At 41.9% G+C, this 16629-nt stretch carries 18 protein-coding genes; 15 read left to right on the forward strand and 3 right to left on the reverse strand.

The window, feature by feature from the left end; genetic code table 11:
- Positions 1 to 105: 105 nt before the first annotated feature.
- From R7070_RS05005 to R7070_RS05075, 15 genes are all read left to right on the forward strand, one after another.
- Positions 106 to 627 carry a GNAT family N-acetyltransferase gene (locus R7070_RS05005; RefSeq protein WP_054575061.1) on the forward strand — a complete coding sequence of 174 codons (522 nt, stop codon included), beginning with the start codon at positions 106 to 108 and terminating at the stop codon, positions 625 to 627.
- Positions 628 to 731: 104 nt separating this feature from the next.
- The gene (locus R7070_RS05010) at positions 732 to 1133 is read left to right on the forward strand and encodes a DUF2007 domain-containing protein (RefSeq protein ID WP_085569980.1); all 402 of its coding nucleotides are present in this window, start codon (positions 732 to 734) and stop codon (positions 1131 to 1133) included.
- Positions 1134 to 1276: 143 nt separating this feature from the next.
- Positions 1277 to 1885 (forward strand): pyridoxamine 5'-phosphate oxidase family protein, encoded by a 609-nt coding sequence (locus R7070_RS05015; protein WP_005389306.1) that lies wholly within the window; start codon positions 1277 to 1279, stop codon positions 1883 to 1885.
- Between the two features lie 141 nt (positions 1886 to 2026).
- Positions 2027 to 2440, forward strand: coding sequence for an RDD family protein (locus R7070_RS05020; RefSeq protein ID WP_031778951.1), 414 nt, complete (start codon positions 2027 to 2029; stop codon positions 2438 to 2440).
- 131 nt (positions 2441 to 2571) lie between these two features.
- Entirely contained in the window at positions 2572 to 3132 is a 561-nt protein-coding gene (locus tag R7070_RS05025) for a sugar O-acetyltransferase (protein ID WP_005377080.1), read from the forward strand.
- Positions 3133 to 3388: 256 nt separating this feature from the next.
- Entirely contained in the window at positions 3389 to 3934 is a 546-nt protein-coding gene (locus tag R7070_RS05030) for a GNAT family N-acetyltransferase (protein ID WP_054579576.1), read from the forward strand.
- 142 nt (positions 3935 to 4076) lie between these two features.
- Complete coding sequence (locus R7070_RS05035; protein WP_054579575.1) at positions 4077 to 4718, forward strand: alanine--tRNA ligase-related protein; 642 nt, start codon at positions 4077 to 4079, stop codon at positions 4716 to 4718.
- A 142-nt stretch (positions 4719 to 4860) separates the two neighbouring features.
- The gene (locus R7070_RS05040) at positions 4861 to 5148 is read left to right on the forward strand and encodes a putative quinol monooxygenase (protein WP_042523844.1); all 288 of its coding nucleotides are present in this window, start codon (positions 4861 to 4863) and stop codon (positions 5146 to 5148) included.
- 143 nt (positions 5149 to 5291) lie between these two features.
- Positions 5292 to 5588: an antibiotic biosynthesis monooxygenase family protein gene (locus R7070_RS05045; RefSeq protein WP_025768092.1), complete on the forward strand. Its 297-nt coding sequence runs from the start codon at positions 5292 to 5294 to the stop codon at positions 5586 to 5588.
- A gap of 81 nt (positions 5589 to 5669) precedes the next feature.
- Positions 5670 to 6275 (forward strand): hypothetical protein, encoded by a 606-nt coding sequence (locus tag R7070_RS05050; protein ID WP_085569983.1) that lies wholly within the window; start codon positions 5670 to 5672, stop codon positions 6273 to 6275.
- Between the two features lie 97 nt (positions 6276 to 6372).
- Positions 6373 to 6726 (forward strand): DUF1428 domain-containing protein, encoded by a 354-nt coding sequence (locus tag R7070_RS05055; protein ID WP_017821465.1) that lies wholly within the window; start codon positions 6373 to 6375, stop codon positions 6724 to 6726.
- 129 nt (positions 6727 to 6855) lie between these two features.
- A complete protein-coding gene (locus R7070_RS05060; protein ID WP_085569984.1) occupies positions 6856 to 7482 on the forward strand; it encodes a LysE family translocator in 627 nt (208 codons plus the stop codon).
- 327 nt (positions 7483 to 7809) lie between these two features.
- A complete protein-coding gene (locus tag R7070_RS05065; protein WP_005377098.1) occupies positions 7810 to 8436 on the forward strand; it encodes a LysE family translocator in 627 nt (208 codons plus the stop codon).
- A 169-nt stretch (positions 8437 to 8605) separates the two neighbouring features.
- The gene (locus R7070_RS05070; RefSeq protein ID WP_258474765.1) at positions 8606 to 9070 is read left to right on the forward strand and encodes a DUF2846 domain-containing protein; all 465 of its coding nucleotides are present in this window, start codon (positions 8606 to 8608) and stop codon (positions 9068 to 9070) included.
- Between the two features lie 287 nt (positions 9071 to 9357).
- Positions 9358 to 11070, forward strand: coding sequence for an autotransporter assembly complex family protein (locus R7070_RS05075; protein ID WP_318141156.1), 1713 nt, complete (start codon positions 9358 to 9360; stop codon positions 11068 to 11070).
- A gap of 57 nt (positions 11071 to 11127) precedes the next feature.
- On the opposite strand, the gene R7070_RS05080 is transcribed toward R7070_RS05075, so the two are convergent.
- The 3 genes from R7070_RS05080 to R7070_RS05090 form a co-directional block, all read right to left on the reverse strand.
- Positions 11128 to 12579 (reverse strand): phospholipase D family protein, encoded by a 1452-nt coding sequence (locus R7070_RS05080; protein WP_318141157.1) that lies wholly within the window; start codon positions 12577 to 12579, stop codon positions 11128 to 11130.
- A 101-nt stretch (positions 12580 to 12680) separates the two neighbouring features.
- Positions 12681 to 14720, reverse strand: coding sequence for a carboxylesterase family protein (locus R7070_RS05085; protein ID WP_318141158.1), 2040 nt, complete (start codon positions 14718 to 14720; stop codon positions 12681 to 12683).
- Between the two features lie 210 nt (positions 14721 to 14930).
- Entirely contained in the window at positions 14931 to 16586 is a 1656-nt protein-coding gene (locus R7070_RS05090) for a hypothetical protein (RefSeq protein WP_005377103.1), read from the reverse strand.
- Between the last annotated feature and the right edge of the window lie 43 nt (positions 16587 to 16629).

A 16629-nucleotide genomic window follows, 5' to 3' on the forward strand; every position in this document is an offset into this window, starting at 1 on the left:
TCGTGGCATTAACTGGGCGTTGAGCTCAGTGATTAAATCGGTATGCGGCGGCTTTTGTATTGCGTTGCTCAACTCCAAAAGGTCATTAATACTCAAAGGTCAAATATGGATATTTACCCAGAAATCGAGTTATCTAAAGCGCAGCATAATGCAATTGAAGCTCTTAGAAACCAGTCGTTTCCTGAACACCAAGTTACTCGCTCTTACTATAAGCAACTCCCGCATATGAGAGTTCTGAATTACGAAGGTGATCAGTTAGTTGGTTACATGGGATTAGACTACAGAGTTGTTCGCGTTGGTGATGAAATTTATAAAGTATTAGGTGTGAGTGACTTTTGTGTCGAGAGCAAAGTTCAAAGACAAGGTATTGGCACAACAATGTTGTCTCAACTCAGCGAGTATGCGTCCACTAAAGATGTCGACTTCATCATTTTAGTCTCCGATTTGGAGCGTTTTTATGTGGCTAATGGTTATATGCGCCTTAACTCTCTAAGTTCTTGGTTGCGAGTTCACGAACATAAAAATTACGGTGTCGCTGTAGAGCAACTAGATGATTTATATGTTAAACCTATCAGCGGTAAAACTTGGGCTGTTGGTCATATAGATTGGTTAGGGTATATGTATTAGTCTGTAGTGGGCTAATAAATTGTTCAAAAAGAAATACTACACGTGGCATTTCCAATTAGCGTTTCTTATACCTTACGGGAGCGCTTTCCCACAAGGAGTAATATGTGATTGTAGTAGCAAGGTTTTCTTTTCCTCATGAAGCTCATATTGCGAGAGCAAGCCTAGATAGTGTCGGAATAGAAAGTTACATCGCTGACGAGCACACGGTAAATACTCAGTGGCTTTATTCAAATGCAATTGGCGGCGTCCGTCTGATGGTGGCCGAAAGTGATGCAGAAGATGCGAAACAAATACTTAGTAGCGATTTCTCAGAATCATTGGGAAATGAAGTTGACGTTGATGAAGAAAAAGACGTTTGCCCTAAATGTGGTAGTAAAGATCTATTTGCATTTACAAAAGGTAAACGCCTAGCTTTCTTAGTTTTTATTTTACTGGGTTTTCCACTGTTTTTTTACAAGCATGGTTATAAGTGTAAGCAGTGTGGGGAGTTTAGTGAAAAACTTTAAATCTTTAGATAACAAGGTATTAAAGAGATAATTTGTACTCGTAGTATTTTTACGATGAGTTATGTCGAGTGCTTATACAAGAAGTCAGAGTTACTGCTTGCTTACAAGCAAAGCATTATACGATAGTGAAGGAATAACATTGAATGAGTGAAATTAAAACAATAGAGCAGTTAAAAGAAATTTACGCAGAGCCAAGTGCGAGAGCTAAAAATAAAGCTCTGCCTGTGCTGGATGTTCATGCGATTACATTAATTAATAACTGCCATTTTGCAGTTCTAAGTACCGCTGATTCACAAGGGTATATCGATCTTTCTCCTAAAGGAGGGGAGCCTGGCTTCGTAAAAGTTTTAGATGAATCAACATTGTTGCTCCCTGATAGCTCGGGGAACAATCGTATCGATAGTCTAAAAAATATCATTAGTAACCCCAAGGTAGGGTTGTTATTGATGGTAAATGGTATTGATGAAGTGCTCCGTATTAAAGGAATCGCAAGTATTCACACCGACGCCAACTTGATATCTGCTTGCCCCGATGGAAGTAAAGATCCTAAGGTTGTTATCAAAATAGTCATAGAGAGTATGTATTTTCATTGTGCGAAAGCGGTGATGAGAGGGAAACTTTGGTCTGATGACTATAAAGTAAATCGCTCAATTCTCCCTTCATTAGCTCAAATCTTTAAAGATCAACAAAAGTTAGAAAGTAAAGCGCTTAATCAAGAAGAGATGTTGAAATATTACCAATCTAGCCTTTAGAACAAGCGTGGTAATATATTGAAAAGATAGAAAAATCAGGTTCGACCTTGCTTTACGGAAGTATGGATTAGGTTTAGTGGGGATGTTACTGTCTCAATAGCGTTAGTTCACAAATAAACAATTGTTAGTCCAAATTTTAAAATGAAAAATGCAGAAAAATTTACTCTAGAAAATTACGTTTTGGCTAGTCCGGGAGTTAGGTGTGTTGGACAAATGATTGATCTTTTTGTCAGCTTTAGCATTTTTACTCTCGTTTTATGGGTCGGCTTAGAAATCGGTATTGAAAAAGAGCTTGTGCGCGCTACAGCAGTAACTGCGACTGTATCGTATTACCTTTTTTCTGATTGTTTACCAAATGGTCAAAGTGTGGGAAAAAAACTTTTGGGCATTGCAGTTATAAGTGCAAGAACGGGTAAAAAGTGCAATATTTTTCAGTCGCTCTTTCGAAATGTTATTACTCCATTCTTCGGTTTTATTGACTCAATTTTCATTCTTGGTAAAAAGAGGCAACGTCTCGGTGATAAGTTAGTGAGAACGGTGGTGGTAGTGCACTAAATTGATAGCGCTGAGGACTAGGGTTCAAGTCGGGCTTTGTTTTCGTGGTGGAACAGCCTCGCTTAGGAGGTAGCGTTACTCACATACTTAATGTAGCGTTGTAAGAAAATTGGTATTGGAGTCCAAGTTTTATGTCAGAAAAAGAGAAAATGTTAGCAGGTGAGCTTTATGACCCAAGTGATGAAGAGTTATTAAAGTTAAGGTTGAGCGCTAGGTTACTAACTGAAAAATTGAATGCCACGTCTGTTGAGCATAAACAAAAGCGAGTTCAAATAACTAAGCGCTTGTTCGGCACAACAGGGGACGATATTCATGTTGAATCTTCTTTCAATTGCGACTACGGATCCAACATTCACGTTGGAGATAATTTTTACGCTAATTTTGGTTGTGTGATTTTGGATGTTGCGGAAGTTAAGTTTGGTGATAACTGTTTACTTGGGCCTCAAGTTGGCATTTATACTGCGACTCATCCCTTAGATCCTATCGAGAGGAACAGTGGTTTAGAGCTAGCAAAGCCCATAAACATTGGTGACAATTGTTGGATAGGTGGCCATGCCGTAATCAACCCTGGCGTAACACTTGGGAACAACGTGGTGGTAGCCTCTGGCGCAGTCGTTACAAAGAGTTTTAGAGACAATGTCGTTGTTGGTGGCAACCCAGCCAGAGTACTGAAGGAAATCGTCACTAAGTGATAATAAAGTATATGGACTATTTTGAGCCTGAGTTTAGGACTTGTGATCAACTCACCCCAAGCTTTGATGCGTTCAACGGTTACTTGTTGACGCACTTGAATGTCTAAAATTTGCTTCAATATAGAGTCGTTACACGTGGCGCTTTTGTCGTGCGTTGAGCTTGTTTAAAAGTCTCATACGAAATCATTTGTATTACGTGTCTCACACTTTTATTGGATTTTCGTCACCAATAACAAACCAAAAGGCTGACCCCAAAATGTTAGTAACAAAGATTGAAACGGAACGATTAATTCTAAGAGAGCTAGTTGAAGATGATGCAAGCGAATTGTTTGACATCTTCTCAGACCATGAGGTCATGAAATATTGGAACTCTGGCCCTTGGGTTTCAATTGAAGAAGCGCGGACATTTATAGCCAAGAGTACACAGGCCATGAATAGCAATACAGAAGTGACACTAGGCATCTTCCTAAAGAGCAATGGCCAACTTCTGGGTAAGATAATGCTGTTTAATCACGTGAAAGAGTCTAGGCGCGCAGAAATTGGCTTTGGCGTTAGTCGTCATTTCTGGGGTAAAGGCATGGTATTAGAGGCGGGAACTGCATTAATCGAACACGCATTCAAAACACTGAATCTACGTCGAATCGAGGCTGAGATAGATCCAGACAATACTTCTTCAGGTAAAGTCTTGGAACGGTTAGGTTTTATAAAGGAAGGTTTCCTAAGGCAGCGTTGGGAAGTGAATGGAGTAGTCTCAGATTCCGCAATTTACGGGTTGTTAGCTAAACCCCTAGACAGCGTTTAGTATCCGGCCTTAAACGCATCTAATAGGTCTAGCCTGCTCGTGCTCTATACACAGCCTTACATTTGACGGTGAGGTTTCTTGAATTGACTTGGTGGTCACTGAATGTACTATCAAGGATAGGACTTACTGCAAGGATAGCAGCATGAGCGAGAAATTATTTTGGGTTAATCCCTACCAAACAGAACTTAACTCAAGAGTGACCAATGTAGACGGAAATAAGGTTGAATTGGACCAGACTATCTTCTTTGCAGAGTCTGGAGGCCAAGAGAGTGATAAAGGAACGATTAATGGTATTCCGGTTTTGATTGCTCAAAAGCTAGGTGTTCGACTTATTTACACATTGGAATCCTCTCCAAATTTTACTCTTGGTGACATTGTAACTACGAATATTGATTGGAAGCGTAGATACGCCTTAATGAAGCTACACTTTGCGGCTGAAGTGGTGCTTGAGATGTTTTATCAGCGTCGGGAAGGCATTGTTAAGATAGGTGCGCATATTTCTGAAAATAAGAGTCGCATAGATTTTGAGTGGTCTGAAAGTATTGGCCCGCTATTGAAAGAAATTGAAACTGATGTGCAAGCTTTGATTAACTCTGATTCAGTTATTATTAGTGACTTTTCCGATCAAGAGAGTGAAAGAAGGTATTGGAGAGTGGATGGGTTTGCGCAAGTGCCTTGCGGTGGCACTCACTTAAAGCGCACATCAGAAGTCGGCCAAATTCAATTAAAACGCAAGAACATCGGTAAAGACAAAGAAAGGGTAGAGATAACCTTATGCTCGTAGGTCGATAGGGCATTAGAAATAGATTCCTAACACGTGGCATTTAATTCATGGTGAGATTCACATTTGAGATATGATGGTTGAGATTGAGGGCGTGTTGGCTACTTCTTAACAAAACGCTACACGATAGGGGCGGGAGGATGATATGTCGAAAGTTACATTGAAAGGCTTTATTTTAGTTCCGGAAAAGGATCTAGAATTAGTAAAACATGAGTTAATAATTCACAAAAGGCTCACGTTAGAAGAGCCGGGCTGCCTTACTTTTCTTGTGACTCAAAGCTCGACTAATCCTTTTCGTTTTGATGTCTATGAGGAGTTCGTCGACAAAGCCTCTTTTAAGCAACATCAGGAAAGAGTTCAAGCCTCACATTGGGGAAAAGTAACAGCCAATGTTAAACGTCAATACGAAATCTTTGAATGTGTGCATGACTAATCGAATCGGAGTGATTTAGAGCGTTTACGCTTTGTTTTTTAGGTTGCTCTACGCTCTGCTATGTTGCTTTATTCATCTATTAACCTGGCTTAGTGTTCTTGATACTTTGCCGTATTAAATCTAGAAATTTTAATGGAAGTGTTATGTTTAGAGTTGTGTATGAATGGCGTGTGCCAAGTGAAAAAATGGATGAGTTTCAAAATATATGGCGTTCGACGACAGATTCAATTCATCAGTCAGTAGATGGGGCGCTTGGTAGTTTTATGCTTCGTTCTTACGATGTACCGGAAAAGGTTTTAACTATTGCCAAGTGGCGAACACGTGAAGACTGGGAGCGGTTTTGGGGAACTAGTAACCCAGAAAAAATGAAGAAGATGAGTGAAATTGCAGAGCGTATTTCAGTTGAACCATTCGATGAAATTGAAGATAGAACTAAGTAGGGCAATAGAAACGTTAAAGTGATGCCTAATGAACAGTTTGACGGACAATATGAAAGACAACCTTAATCAAGGAATAGGGTTATGCAGATTTTAATTGTTGGAGGTAGTAAGGGGCTAGGAAGGTTCTTGGCTACGAACTTACAGGGTACAGAAATTTATACGATTTCTAGATCAAAGCTAGTTGAGGATGGAGTAGTTTCTGTTTGTATTGACGTTGATCCCGATAAAAAACCAGATTACACGTGCTTCAAAGGTGTAGAGTTTGACATCATAGTTTATTTGGCGTCCATGTGGGGAGAGTCTTCAGAATTGACAACAAACGAACTGATTGAGTTTATGAATGTTGGCCCGATTGGGTTTCTTAATCTAGTCAATGAACTTAACGCTTTAGGTTCACTTAACGATAAATGCAATATTGTATCTATTGGCTCTACAGCAGAGCTTTCAGAAAGTAGTGAATACCCTGTATTCGCCCTCAGTAAAAGATTACTCAAAGATATTTCTAGCCAGCTGCAAAACGTTTATCGTGATTACCGCTTTACTCACTTTACAATAGGTGGGATCGGGCATGCTGAAGAAGAACGTATTGAGTATTCGAGTGTTTTGGAGATTATAAATATGCTAACCAAGCTTGATCCAAACACATACCTTTCAAATATGCATATAAAGTCCAAGCTAGGAATGTAGCTCTCAAGCTGTATTACGTACCTGCTTCTATGGTTTGGCATCATGTGCATTCTTTTTATTGAGCTATGGTTATAACTCCAATGAAAGGAGTTTACTTATGTCATACATTGATGGGTTTGTCGCTGCAGTACCGACAGCGAATAAAGAAAAGTATATCGCACACGCAAAAATAGCAGCAGAAATGTTCAGGGAGTTTGGGGCCTTAAAGGTTGTTGAGACGTGGGGGAGTGAAGTCCCAGATGGTGAGATCACATCATTTCCCATGGCAGTTAACGCTGAAAGCAACGAAACAGTTGTGTTTTCGTGGGTAGTCTGGCCTTCAAAAGAAGTTCGGGACTCAGGGTGGCAGCGGATCATGGGTGATCCTCGAATGAGTCCAGATAATAACCCAATGCCCTTTGATGGAAAGCGTCTCATTTATGGCGGATTTGATGTTATTTTGGAGCAGTAAAATACCAAAGAATCTCAACTCGATTCGTGACACTTGGTGTTTTAATCAGTATTACGCTTCTGATGTACGTTCAATAGACTATTCTGCGATAAGTGTTGATAAAACTCCATTTGGAGGCTTAGAGTAAAAATGGAAGAGATAAATTATTCACTGATTGTCGTATCAGCTATCGCTGCCATCGCTAGCCCCGGACCTGCAACTCTTGCGATAGCAGGCACGTCAATGAACCACGGTCGGCGCTTTGGTGGGTATTTGGCTGCAGGTGTTTTAACGGGGTCTTTATTTTGGTCAACCTCAGCCGCTTTTGGTCTCGCAACCATACTCTATAGCAATGTTTGGCTTTTTGAAATTCTTAGATATTGTGGGGCATTTTATCTTTTATATTTGGCTTTAAAGTCTGTACATTCTGCCTGCAACATCGAGCAGCTAAAGTTACCCAAAACATGCGTAACGACAAAGAAGGGTAACTACTTAACCGGAGTGTTAATTCACTTAACTAACCCAAAGGCTATTCTGTTTTTCGGTGCGCTTTATTCGATAGGGGTTCCTCCTAAGGCCAGTCCGTTGGAATTGTTGTCGGTCATTTTTGTTGTGGGGCTGGTTAGTGCTTTGGTTTTCTTTGGCTATGCTTTTCTTTTCGCGCATAAAAAGGTCAGACAAATCTATCTCAGATCCAAAGCAGTTTTTGAAGGCGTGTTCGCGTTATTTTTTGGTGTAGCAAGTATTAAGTTGCTGCTTAGTGAGGCAGGAAAATGAAGCACAAAAGGCTTGAAGAAATAAGAATAGATAATCTATCTGATTTGACGGTCTATTAAGTATACTAAGTAGCCGATTTGTTAACTTCCATAAGAGCTGCTGGCTAGAAAAAGCTTACAACCAAATGATGCTAAATATTATCATTCAAAGGGCTAACAAAGGCCCATAATTTAATTCGTATCACTGTTCATGATTGTGCTCTTCGCGCAGTGCTGTAGTATTAGTAACGTGTTGTTAATACGAAATATAACCAATTGAAACCTGGACGTTGCATTACTTGTAGTTCGATGAAATGTTATCCCGCAAGACGTTAATTTGGAGAAAAGAATGGATTCAAACTCACTATTATTATTTGTTGTCGCTTGTCTCGCTATCAACATGATTCCTGGACCTGATGTAATTTATATTGTTTCCAATACAATGAAAGGTAAATTATCTGCTGGGCTGAAAGCGGCTCTGGGGCTTGGTGTTGGTTACTTTTTTCATACACTAGCGGCATGTTTAGGTTTGTCAGCAATAATTCTGAGTTCATCTTTGGCTTTTAGCGTTGTTAAATGGTTAGGGGCCGCTTACCTAGTTTATTTAGGTGTTCAGTCATTACTGTCTATGTGGCGTGGAGAAAGTAAAATCGTTGAAAACAAAAATGTTGATAATAATAAAAATGTGTTTGTTCAGGGGGTTATCGTCAGCGTCTTGAATCCAAAAGTAGCGCTATTCTTTCTCTCGTTTCTGCCTCAATTTATTGATACGTCTGCAAGCTCAACATCAATGCAATTATTAGTACTTGGCTTGCTGTTCAGCGTACTTGCGACGACATGTAACGTTTTGTACGCATCTGTGGGTAATTGGGTATTTAGTCGTCCACACTCTCAGCGTTATTCAAGAACTCTTGAAGGTGTTTCAGGTATTCTACTTATCAGTCTAGCGAGTAAAGTGGCATTTAGTGATCGTTAGATACAGGGCATTTTATTCTCGTGATTATTATATGGCTAATGTTTGCTCAATCCATACGTTAAATGAGTGCTATTGCATAGGTTGAATCACAAATTTCAAAAATACCAATAAGTGAACGTATTTATTTATAGTATGGTTGGCGCGATTTTATCGTAGCTAGGTTAATAACATGAAAAATAAAGTAATTCTGTGTTCCGCATTCCTTTTGGGTTTGTCAGGTTGTGCTTCTGTTCCTACTGTTGATTCGACAGTATCAAATCAAATGAAATCATTTGAAGCACCTCAAAAGGGGAACGCAGGGATTTACATTTACCGAGAAGATGCTTTTGTCGGAGCAGCACTTAAAAAGTATGTTTACGTCGATGGGGAATGTATTGGTGAAACCGCTCCTGGTGTATTCTTCTACCATGAGGTCGAAGGCAATAAAGAACATCAAGTAAGTACAGAGTCTGAGTTTTCTGAAAATCACTTAACTATCTTAACGGAAGAGGGCCGTAATTATTTCGTTAATCAATACATTAAAATGGGTGTATTTGTTGGTGGTGCGGGCGTAGAACTCGTAGACGAAAGCAAAGGTAAAACAGAAGTACTAAAAGTCGACATGGCAGAAAAAGGAAACTGTTCTTCGATCTAGTTTTACTAACAGACGCTTTTTAGATTAAAAAACACATTATCAATGTAACCCAACGCTTGATGAGATCCATTTAGCGTTGGGTTTTGTATTTTTGGCAAACAGTATACCTATTTCAGACCGCATGATTTGCCACCTCCTAGCTTGAGCCCACTTATTGTTCAAAGAATCTACTTGTGAAACGTTAATTCTCGAGAGGATTTCGTAGGGAGCAATCCTACATACGCGATTAACTGATATGTCATTCCATCATTAACCTTGTCGAGTGTATTGCTAAACTAGGTAGCGGTGTGTCTCCTCTCATTAAACAAATAATAGGTATATCAGTTTTAGCTTCTATCCCTTTACATCATGTACTCGGAGCGCAATTTAAAATCAAAGGACTAACGCCAAGATTAGAGAGAAATCTTGAAAATCACCTTACACCACTAACGAAACTCTCTGTTTCAAACATTACCTCAAATCGACTAACGCAGGTGGTTAATAACGCATTAAACCCTTATGGCTACTATCATTCCGAGCTCAGAGTTCAGAGATCCGAGAATGATCTCATCACGCTTGAGGTCGACGCTGGGGAGGTGATGTTGGTGGCAAAATCTAACCTTGCCGTGTCGGGGGAGGCCTGTAACGATCAGGATTTCATCGAACTAATTAATCAAGCTCAACTTAAACAAGGGCAGCCGTTGCTTCATTCTGAGTACGATACGCTAAAGCGAAACTTGATTTCATTGGCTCAGCAAAAAGGTTACTTGGATGGACGTTTTATCGAATCGTCGTTGGAAGTCATTCCAAGTTTGAATCAAGCTCATGTGAATCTGCATTTCTCTAGTGGTTCTCGTTACCAATTTGGAGAGCTGTCTGTCCTTACGTCGGGTATCGAAACGGCTCGAATAGAAGCGATGAGAACATTTGAGTGGGGCGACGATTTTGACACTGTGAAATTGAGTCAATATCAGGCCGATCTCTCCAGTACTGATTGGTTTCGCAGTGTGATTGTGAAAGCGGATTTCGAGGAGGTATCCGATGGCTATAAAGTGCCGATAGAAGTGCTCGCAGAGCCGAATTCACGCAATATTGTGCAAGTCGGTGGAGGGTATTCGACAGACTTGGGGTTGCGTGCTTCGCTAAACTGGACCAAGCCTTGGTATAACGCACGTGGACACAGTTTTGAGGCACAAGCGTACGCTTCCAAACCGGAACAATCCCTATTACTTGGTTACAAAATTCTCACCCAAAATGTTCTAACGGATTACTACGGGATTCAGTTTGAATCTAAGCATGCCGACTATCGAGACACATCGAGTTTTTCTAATGATTTATCGTTTGAAAAACACTGGCAGTTAGATAGTGATTGGCAAAGCACCATGCACGTTCGTTATTTGCAAGAAAGTTATCGACAAGCGTCGGAGAATAACGAATCACAGTTGTTATTACCGGGGGTGACATTTTCACTGCTTGATCGCAAGAACGATCAATTAGAAGTAAAGCACCGTCACGTCTACTCATTGGAATACTCAGACCCTAATTTTTTCTCCGACTCTCGTTTGCTGCGTATTGAGGGCAACAGTGTGCTGTCTTGGGATATTAGTGAAAAACACAAGTTTCACTTTCGTTCCAATGTTGGCATTAATGTCGCTGACACTTTGAGTGATATCCCATCATCATTACGCTTCTTTGCGGGAGGTGATGGCAATCTTCGTGGTTATGGTTATGGTTATGAGTCTATCTCTCCGAGAGATGAAAATGGCGATTTAACCGGTGCTCGTTACATGTTTACTGCTGGGCTGGAATATCAATACCAGGTCTACCGCCAACTGTGGCTTGGGGCATTTTATGATGTTGGTGATGCCTTCAACGATAGGGTGGATTGGAAAAGCGGTACAGGGTTGAGTTTGATATGGAACTCAAAATACGTGCCCGTCAAAGTGGCCTTTGCTTATGGTTTAGATGCTCCTCAAGGAGACCAATTCCGCGTTCACTTTTCGCTAGGCACGCAGTTTTAGCGGCATTAAAAAGGCTCTCATCCTTGCAGATAGAGAGCCTTTTTAAGTCTTGATTGTTTAGAGTTCGAACTCACCATTCAGTTTCTTGAATATCCAATTAGGCGCCTTATGCCATCCACCATAGTTTGGATTCTTAGTATGGATCTCATTCATTGATTGCCACTGAGTTTGGCCTTGTCTATCTCGAGATACTTGCCAAAACAGTTCATCTTGTTGTCGAGTTAAGTAGTGCATGACATGTTCTGCAAAAGCTTCGCTTTGGACCAACACACCAAATTCCACATTGAGGAAATCCGATCTTGGGTCGAAGTTTGATGAGCCAATATAAGTCAGCCGATCATCGAGTATCACCGTCTTGTTGTGATAATAAGTATCCGCATGGAAGTAATGGTCATCATTTTTCGCTTGGTTTTTGTACTCAAGTATATGAACGCCCTTATCCAACAAGGTTTGGCGGTGCTCCTCGTAATAAGCCGGAATAAAGCCAGAGTCGTTAGATGCAGACGAGTTCGTCATTAACGTGATGTCCGCTTTTTGCTCCATCAAGGTATCAATAAAGGCAAATTCACCATCACTTGGTACCACATAAGGCGTTGATATCACTGCTTTGGATGCAGAGGTTATTTGTTGCCAAACTTGGTGTTCTGCACGTTTTCTAAAGTAGGGTTTGTTGTTTTCTAACTTGTTTAATGAGTCGAAAACGGGGGTGACTTGCGCAGCGATGAAGTCGGGACTGGTCAGGTGTTTAACCTGCTTTTCAACTTCAGCCAGAATGATGCTTTTGTCTTTCTCACCTTTATTAAGCGCTTTAGTAAACGCGGAATAGTTTGGGGTAACGTTAACGATGTTTTCTATTGGCGTGACATGCTCGCTGTCCCAAAGTTGTTGGTAGTTCTGGTCGAACGCTCGAATAATGCTGCCTTTGAACAAGGCATCCATATCAAAGAAGTTGGCTTTGCGGCTGTAACCAAAATAGTCGTCGCCAATGTTGCGTCCACCTAGAATCATCCATTGATGGTCGACGTTGAAGTACTTCTCGTGCAGACGATTGTCCAAACGTTGTTGGTGAGTAGAGAAGTTGACGGCGCGACCAATCCAACCTGACTTACGTGAATCAAACGGATTGAATAAACGGATTTGAATGTTGTCGTGAGCGCTGAGATCAGCAAGCCATTTCTCGTTAAAAACCAATAGATCATCGAGAGTGAGTCGAATTTGCACGCCTCGATCTGCTGCTTGCTTGAGTTCATTGAGTAGCATCAAACCAAGCGTGTCACTCTCCCAAGAAAAGTAAGTCATATCGATGCTTTGCTGAGCATTTCTAACCAGTTCAACGCGACGCGCAAAGGCTTCCGGAGCGTTAGGAATTAAGTAAACTTCGGCTTGATGCTGAGTAGTTTGCCAATTGGCTTCAAAATCCGGTTCAACTTGCGGGTAGGGCTGGGCACAGCCAACCAATAGTGCGCTGAAGATAAAGAGTAGCAGGGCACGAAGGGCGTTAGGAAACATGAGTAAACCTTCCTAATGATGTTCAAGGAATAAGGATGAAAAAAGCCAGTGAACTGGCTTTTAGGTATTTGGTAACGAGCTATTAGTGACTGAAGATAACGTTACATGTGACTCAGAATCAGCCCAAGTTCCTCGAGACCGTTGAGGCGACCTTGGCGCAGTTTTGGATCGATGCCTGAGTGATGAGCATTGTCCCAGTCTTGTGTGGATTGAATACCGCCATCGTTATCGATCAGCAATACTCGGTCAGTCGCGCTGTTGTATTGGAAGTCCTCAAATAAACGTTCGCTAAACCACATACGAGAGAGCTCGTTCATCATTGCTTTGTCTTTGCTACCTGGACGAACACTTGAACCATCAAGCTTTAATGCTTTATTAAACACAAATGGTAATTCCGATGCATTGCAAGCGCCGACAATACAACTGATGCTTTTGAGTAAATCGCCAACGTCGAGATCGCCATTTTCACCTTTGGTATAGTAAGTCCATACGTTGAATCCAGGTTTGTAGTCAAAGTAGTAGAAGCTTGGCGTTGCCCCTGTTGCTTCTTCAGTTGAAACTTTATGACGGTTTGGACCCGTGAAGAGCAAATCATGCAACGTGGTTTTGAATTGCTGCATGTTTTTGGTCGCACCATTTAGTTCGCTTTCATCGTTGGGGAAGAAGTCAGCCAGAGCAAGTAACTCCGTTGTTGAATCGGAGTTCCCCAAACCGAAGAACAACTTAGTCATCGCCTCATAAGCGGTGCTAGGCAGCAGTTCCAATAAGTCAGAAAGATCGAGTTCAATCGAAGCTGAATCGTTGAGTAATGAACGATATTCGGTGCGTAAACGGTTTAAGTTCGTTTCCGATTCTAGCCACTCCACCATGTATTCGACGATTAAGTTTTCGTCACCACTTTCAATGATTTCTGGCGCTTCTTGGCTCAAGATTTCAATAATAGTTGGGATCAAAAATGTCAGGCTCGGCAGCATGCCTAGAGTATTGCTTTCTGCACTGTTTGAGCCAATTACCGTCGGTACGATCCATTCACTCTCAATCGCTTGTTCAGTAAAGTGATAGCCTGGAACTTCTTTCACTAGAAACGCTGGTGGGCGATGCTCGATGTAAGGCGCAAATGGCATCAACGTAGCTAATGGGCTGTTGTCGCGTGTTGGACTGATAACCGGAATATTCGCAGCGGTCAGTACCCAGTTTTTGAGACGCTGAATAGGATCAAGCATCTCGCTCTGTACCTTCATAACCTCTTCAAGTGGTAGTAACGTCAGATCTTCAACGCTTTGCTCTGGTCTTTGGCTCTTGGCAACATCGTAACTTTTATATTCAAAGCCGTAAGCGTTGCTTTGCATGATGGCACGTTGAAAGTGCTCACCTGCGATTGCAGCATCGCCTTTTGATTGCTGTAAAATTCCTACCGACATGGCACCCGCACCTTGACCCATGAGTGTCACATTCTGCGGATTGCCGCCGAATGCCTCTATGTTTTGTTGAACCCATTCAAGCGCGTGTTTTTGATCACCTAGGCCAAAGTTACCGCCCTCAGGGTTGTCCAAACCATCGACCCAAACACTGCCCAGCAAGCCCAAACGATAGTTAAAAGTAACAGCAATAAACGGGTTACCATCGTCAGCACCTTGTGCAACCACCATATCACCATGAATCAGCGGTTCTGAGCCCGCGCCGTATTCAAAGTCTCCACCGTGAATAAAGACATAAACTGGCAAATCTGCGTACGCTTCTGTCCCGGCTGGTCGCCAAATGTTTAGATTCAAACAATCTTCTGACTGCGTTTGTGTGGTGGTTTTTAACTGCGGACACGCATCACCGAACTGAGTCGCATCAATATCGCCTTCAAGTGGGGCCACAATGCTGTGTTGAAAGCGGTCTGCTTGCGCAAATTGGATACCTTTGAACGCCTCTACCGCTGCCAGTTTTTCATCCGCATCAAGGGGTGTGATGACAAGGGACTCTTTAGTGGCTTGAATGGTCGCATCACCAATTTCCAAAGAGATTTGCTCTGGCGGTAACGGTTGTAATGGCTCCGGATCGTAAGGAACGCTAGGTTTACTTGAATCATCACCACAAGCCGCTAAGGCAAGAGTGATGGTAATGGCTAAAGTTGAGCGATTGAGTAAAGTCATTGTTATGTCCAAAAAGTCATTTGGTGCGTACACCGAAAATGTTAAACGGCATCTAACAAGCGACGTCCTGACGCTTTGGCATTAATCCGTGAATGGTTGGATGGCTTGTTGAATTGATGGCTCAAATGGTAGGACATCGGCGACAGTTTCAGTAATCGCCTTTGTAGGATGCAGTCCTACCATCGTATAGGGGCGGGCTCTTCCTGAGAGCTAGAAACGGTAACCAAGATTTAAGGTCACTGACTCTCGAGTTTCCCCTTTGTTATAGAGAAAGGTCAGGTTGTAGTTTTTGCCGATTTGCTTATTGAAACCAGTCAAAAACGCCCATTGATTAAGATCTACACCAATGTCGTAATCGAATTCGATATCACCGCTTTTTACATGCCCGTCCATTCGAGCGTCCAGTCCTTGATATTCTGCTCCGACAAAGAACTGCGTGCGATAATCGACAAGTTGATAACCCAACATCGGCTGTACAGTAACAATACCATCGCCCCAATCATCTAAGCCCTTTAAGCGAGTTTGCGAATAGGTACCAGTGACAGAAGCAAAGAATTCTTTATAGCCAACCGAAAGGGTTGTACCTATACCACGAAGGTCATATTCCAAATGCAGCGGCACGTCTAGGCGTCCGCGACTACAAAGTGCAGATAAACCATCGCAAAACTTATCACCTAATCCTGGCAGTTTATCGTTCAGCTTATCTTTTATGTACTGGCCACCTTCACCCGTGTAGGCGGCATCAACATTGGCATCGACATTAACTTTTCCGATGTAACCAAATACATTCCAAAATGGCAGGATGTTTACATCGCCACGAAGCGTCATGCTCTCAGCACTGACGATGCCGACACTGTCTTCGGGATCAAACAGTTCATTAAGGCCGATGCCTTCAATCGTGAAATCATTAAATGGAATATTCATATCTTGATTTCGATACGCTAGCGATACACCAAACGGCAGAGGCAAATCGATACCTTGACGACGAACCATATCACCCATTAAAGGAAAAACGCGGTCTAGCTTAACACTGGCTTCTTGCATGCGTGGATCAGAGACCTCATTCAAGCGTTTTTCGTCTAGTACTTGCACGCCAAGCTTATCTTCATAAATCGCTACCGGTTTTACGCTGCTCATCATTTCGAGGGGGTTATTTTTCTTTGAACCAACTATCTTGGTGTTTTTACTGGCAATCGCAATTTTGCCTGATGTTAACTTCTGGAAGAGGATCTCTTGATCGTAAGAATCCACTTGGTAGTTGTGATGTGTGAACGGTTTATCGTTGGTAATGACCATACGTTTCGGTTCACCATTAACCAACTCAATATCAACGCTTAAAAAGCGGAAGTAGGCGATATCTTGAGGAAGACCGTATTTTGAGTAATTAAAACTGATGATCACATTACCGTTCTGATCCTCTTTGGCTCTTACTGATGACGGATCAAAACTCTCTGCGTAGTTTCGAAGGCGGTATTCTGTTCGTGTGAAAGCTTCGATCTCATCAAGTACTTTTTCATTTTCATCGAGTTGTTCAGGGTTGTACTTGATACGCAGATCAATGTTGCCTTTGTTATCGGTGTTCTTAACCAAGTAGACGGACGAATCGCGAACGCTATCACCGATTTTAACACTTCGGTGGGCATGCTCTACCAAATGCTCGCCTTGAACTAGAGAGCTGATGGCCAGTTTTGGTAAATCATGACTGATACCGTATTTGTCGAACAGCGCTCGGCCTTGCTCGATTACTTCGTTGTAGGTCGTCGTCTCTTCAGCGGCGAAGCCAAAAGTGGGGGTAGTAAGCATTAGTGCGCTCGCGAGCACAGTAAGAGAAGACGTCTTGCCGGCGCGTAATTCAAAAAAACTCATGACAGTTTCCACTCTGAATAGTCTCAAACCTTCGAGACTCAGA

The sequence above is a fragment of the Vibrio sp. 1557 genome (assembly GCF_033340175.1).
Classification (GTDB): domain Bacteria; phylum Pseudomonadota; class Gammaproteobacteria; order Enterobacterales; family Vibrionaceae; genus Vibrio; species Vibrio alginolyticus.

Bases quoted from the DNA above. Each gene is read 5' to 3' on its own strand.
- R7070_RS05050 (WP_085569983.1), top strand. From the start codon at position 5,670: ATGCAGATTTTAATTGTTGGAGGTAGTAAGGGGCTAGGAAGGTTCTTG.
- R7070_RS05035 (WP_054579575.1), top strand. From the start codon at position 4,077: ATGAGCGAGAAATTATTTTGGGTTAATCCCTACCAAACAGAACTTAAC.
- R7070_RS05080 (WP_318141157.1), bottom strand. From the start codon at position 12,579: ATGTTTCCTAACGCCCTTCGTGCCCTGCTACTCTTTATCTTCAGCGCA.
- R7070_RS05045 (WP_025768092.1), top strand. From the start codon at position 5,292: ATGTTTAGAGTTGTGTATGAATGGCGTGTGCCAAGTGAAAAAATGGAT.
- R7070_RS05090 (WP_005377103.1), bottom strand. From the start codon at position 16,586: ATGAGTTTTTTTGAATTACGCGCCGGCAAGACGTCTTCTCTTACTGTG.
- R7070_RS05040 (WP_042523844.1), top strand. From the start codon at position 4,861: ATGTCGAAAGTTACATTGAAAGGCTTTATTTTAGTTCCGGAAAAGGAT.
- R7070_RS05060 (WP_085569984.1), top strand. From the start codon at position 6,856: ATGGAAGAGATAAATTATTCACTGATTGTCGTATCAGCTATCGCTGCC.
- R7070_RS05085 (WP_318141158.1), bottom strand. From the start codon at position 14,720: ATGACTTTACTCAATCGCTCAACTTTAGCCATTACCATCACTCTTGCC.
- R7070_RS05070 (WP_258474765.1), top strand. From the start codon at position 8,606: ATGAAAAATAAAGTAATTCTGTGTTCCGCATTCCTTTTGGGTTTGTCA.
- R7070_RS05030 (WP_054579576.1), top strand. From the start codon at position 3,389: ATGTTAGTAACAAAGATTGAAACGGAACGATTAATTCTAAGAGAGCTA.
- R7070_RS05025 (WP_005377080.1), top strand. From the start codon at position 2,572: ATGTCAGAAAAAGAGAAAATGTTAGCAGGTGAGCTTTATGACCCAAGT.
- R7070_RS05020 (WP_031778951.1), top strand. From the start codon at position 2,027: ATGAAAAATGCAGAAAAATTTACTCTAGAAAATTACGTTTTGGCTAGT.
- R7070_RS05065 (WP_005377098.1), top strand. From the start codon at position 7,810: ATGGATTCAAACTCACTATTATTATTTGTTGTCGCTTGTCTCGCTATC.
- R7070_RS05055 (WP_017821465.1), top strand. From the start codon at position 6,373: ATGTCATACATTGATGGGTTTGTCGCTGCAGTACCGACAGCGAATAAA.
- R7070_RS05015 (WP_005389306.1), top strand. From the start codon at position 1,277: ATGAGTGAAATTAAAACAATAGAGCAGTTAAAAGAAATTTACGCAGAG.
- R7070_RS05005 (WP_054575061.1), top strand. From the start codon at position 106: ATGGATATTTACCCAGAAATCGAGTTATCTAAAGCGCAGCATAATGCA.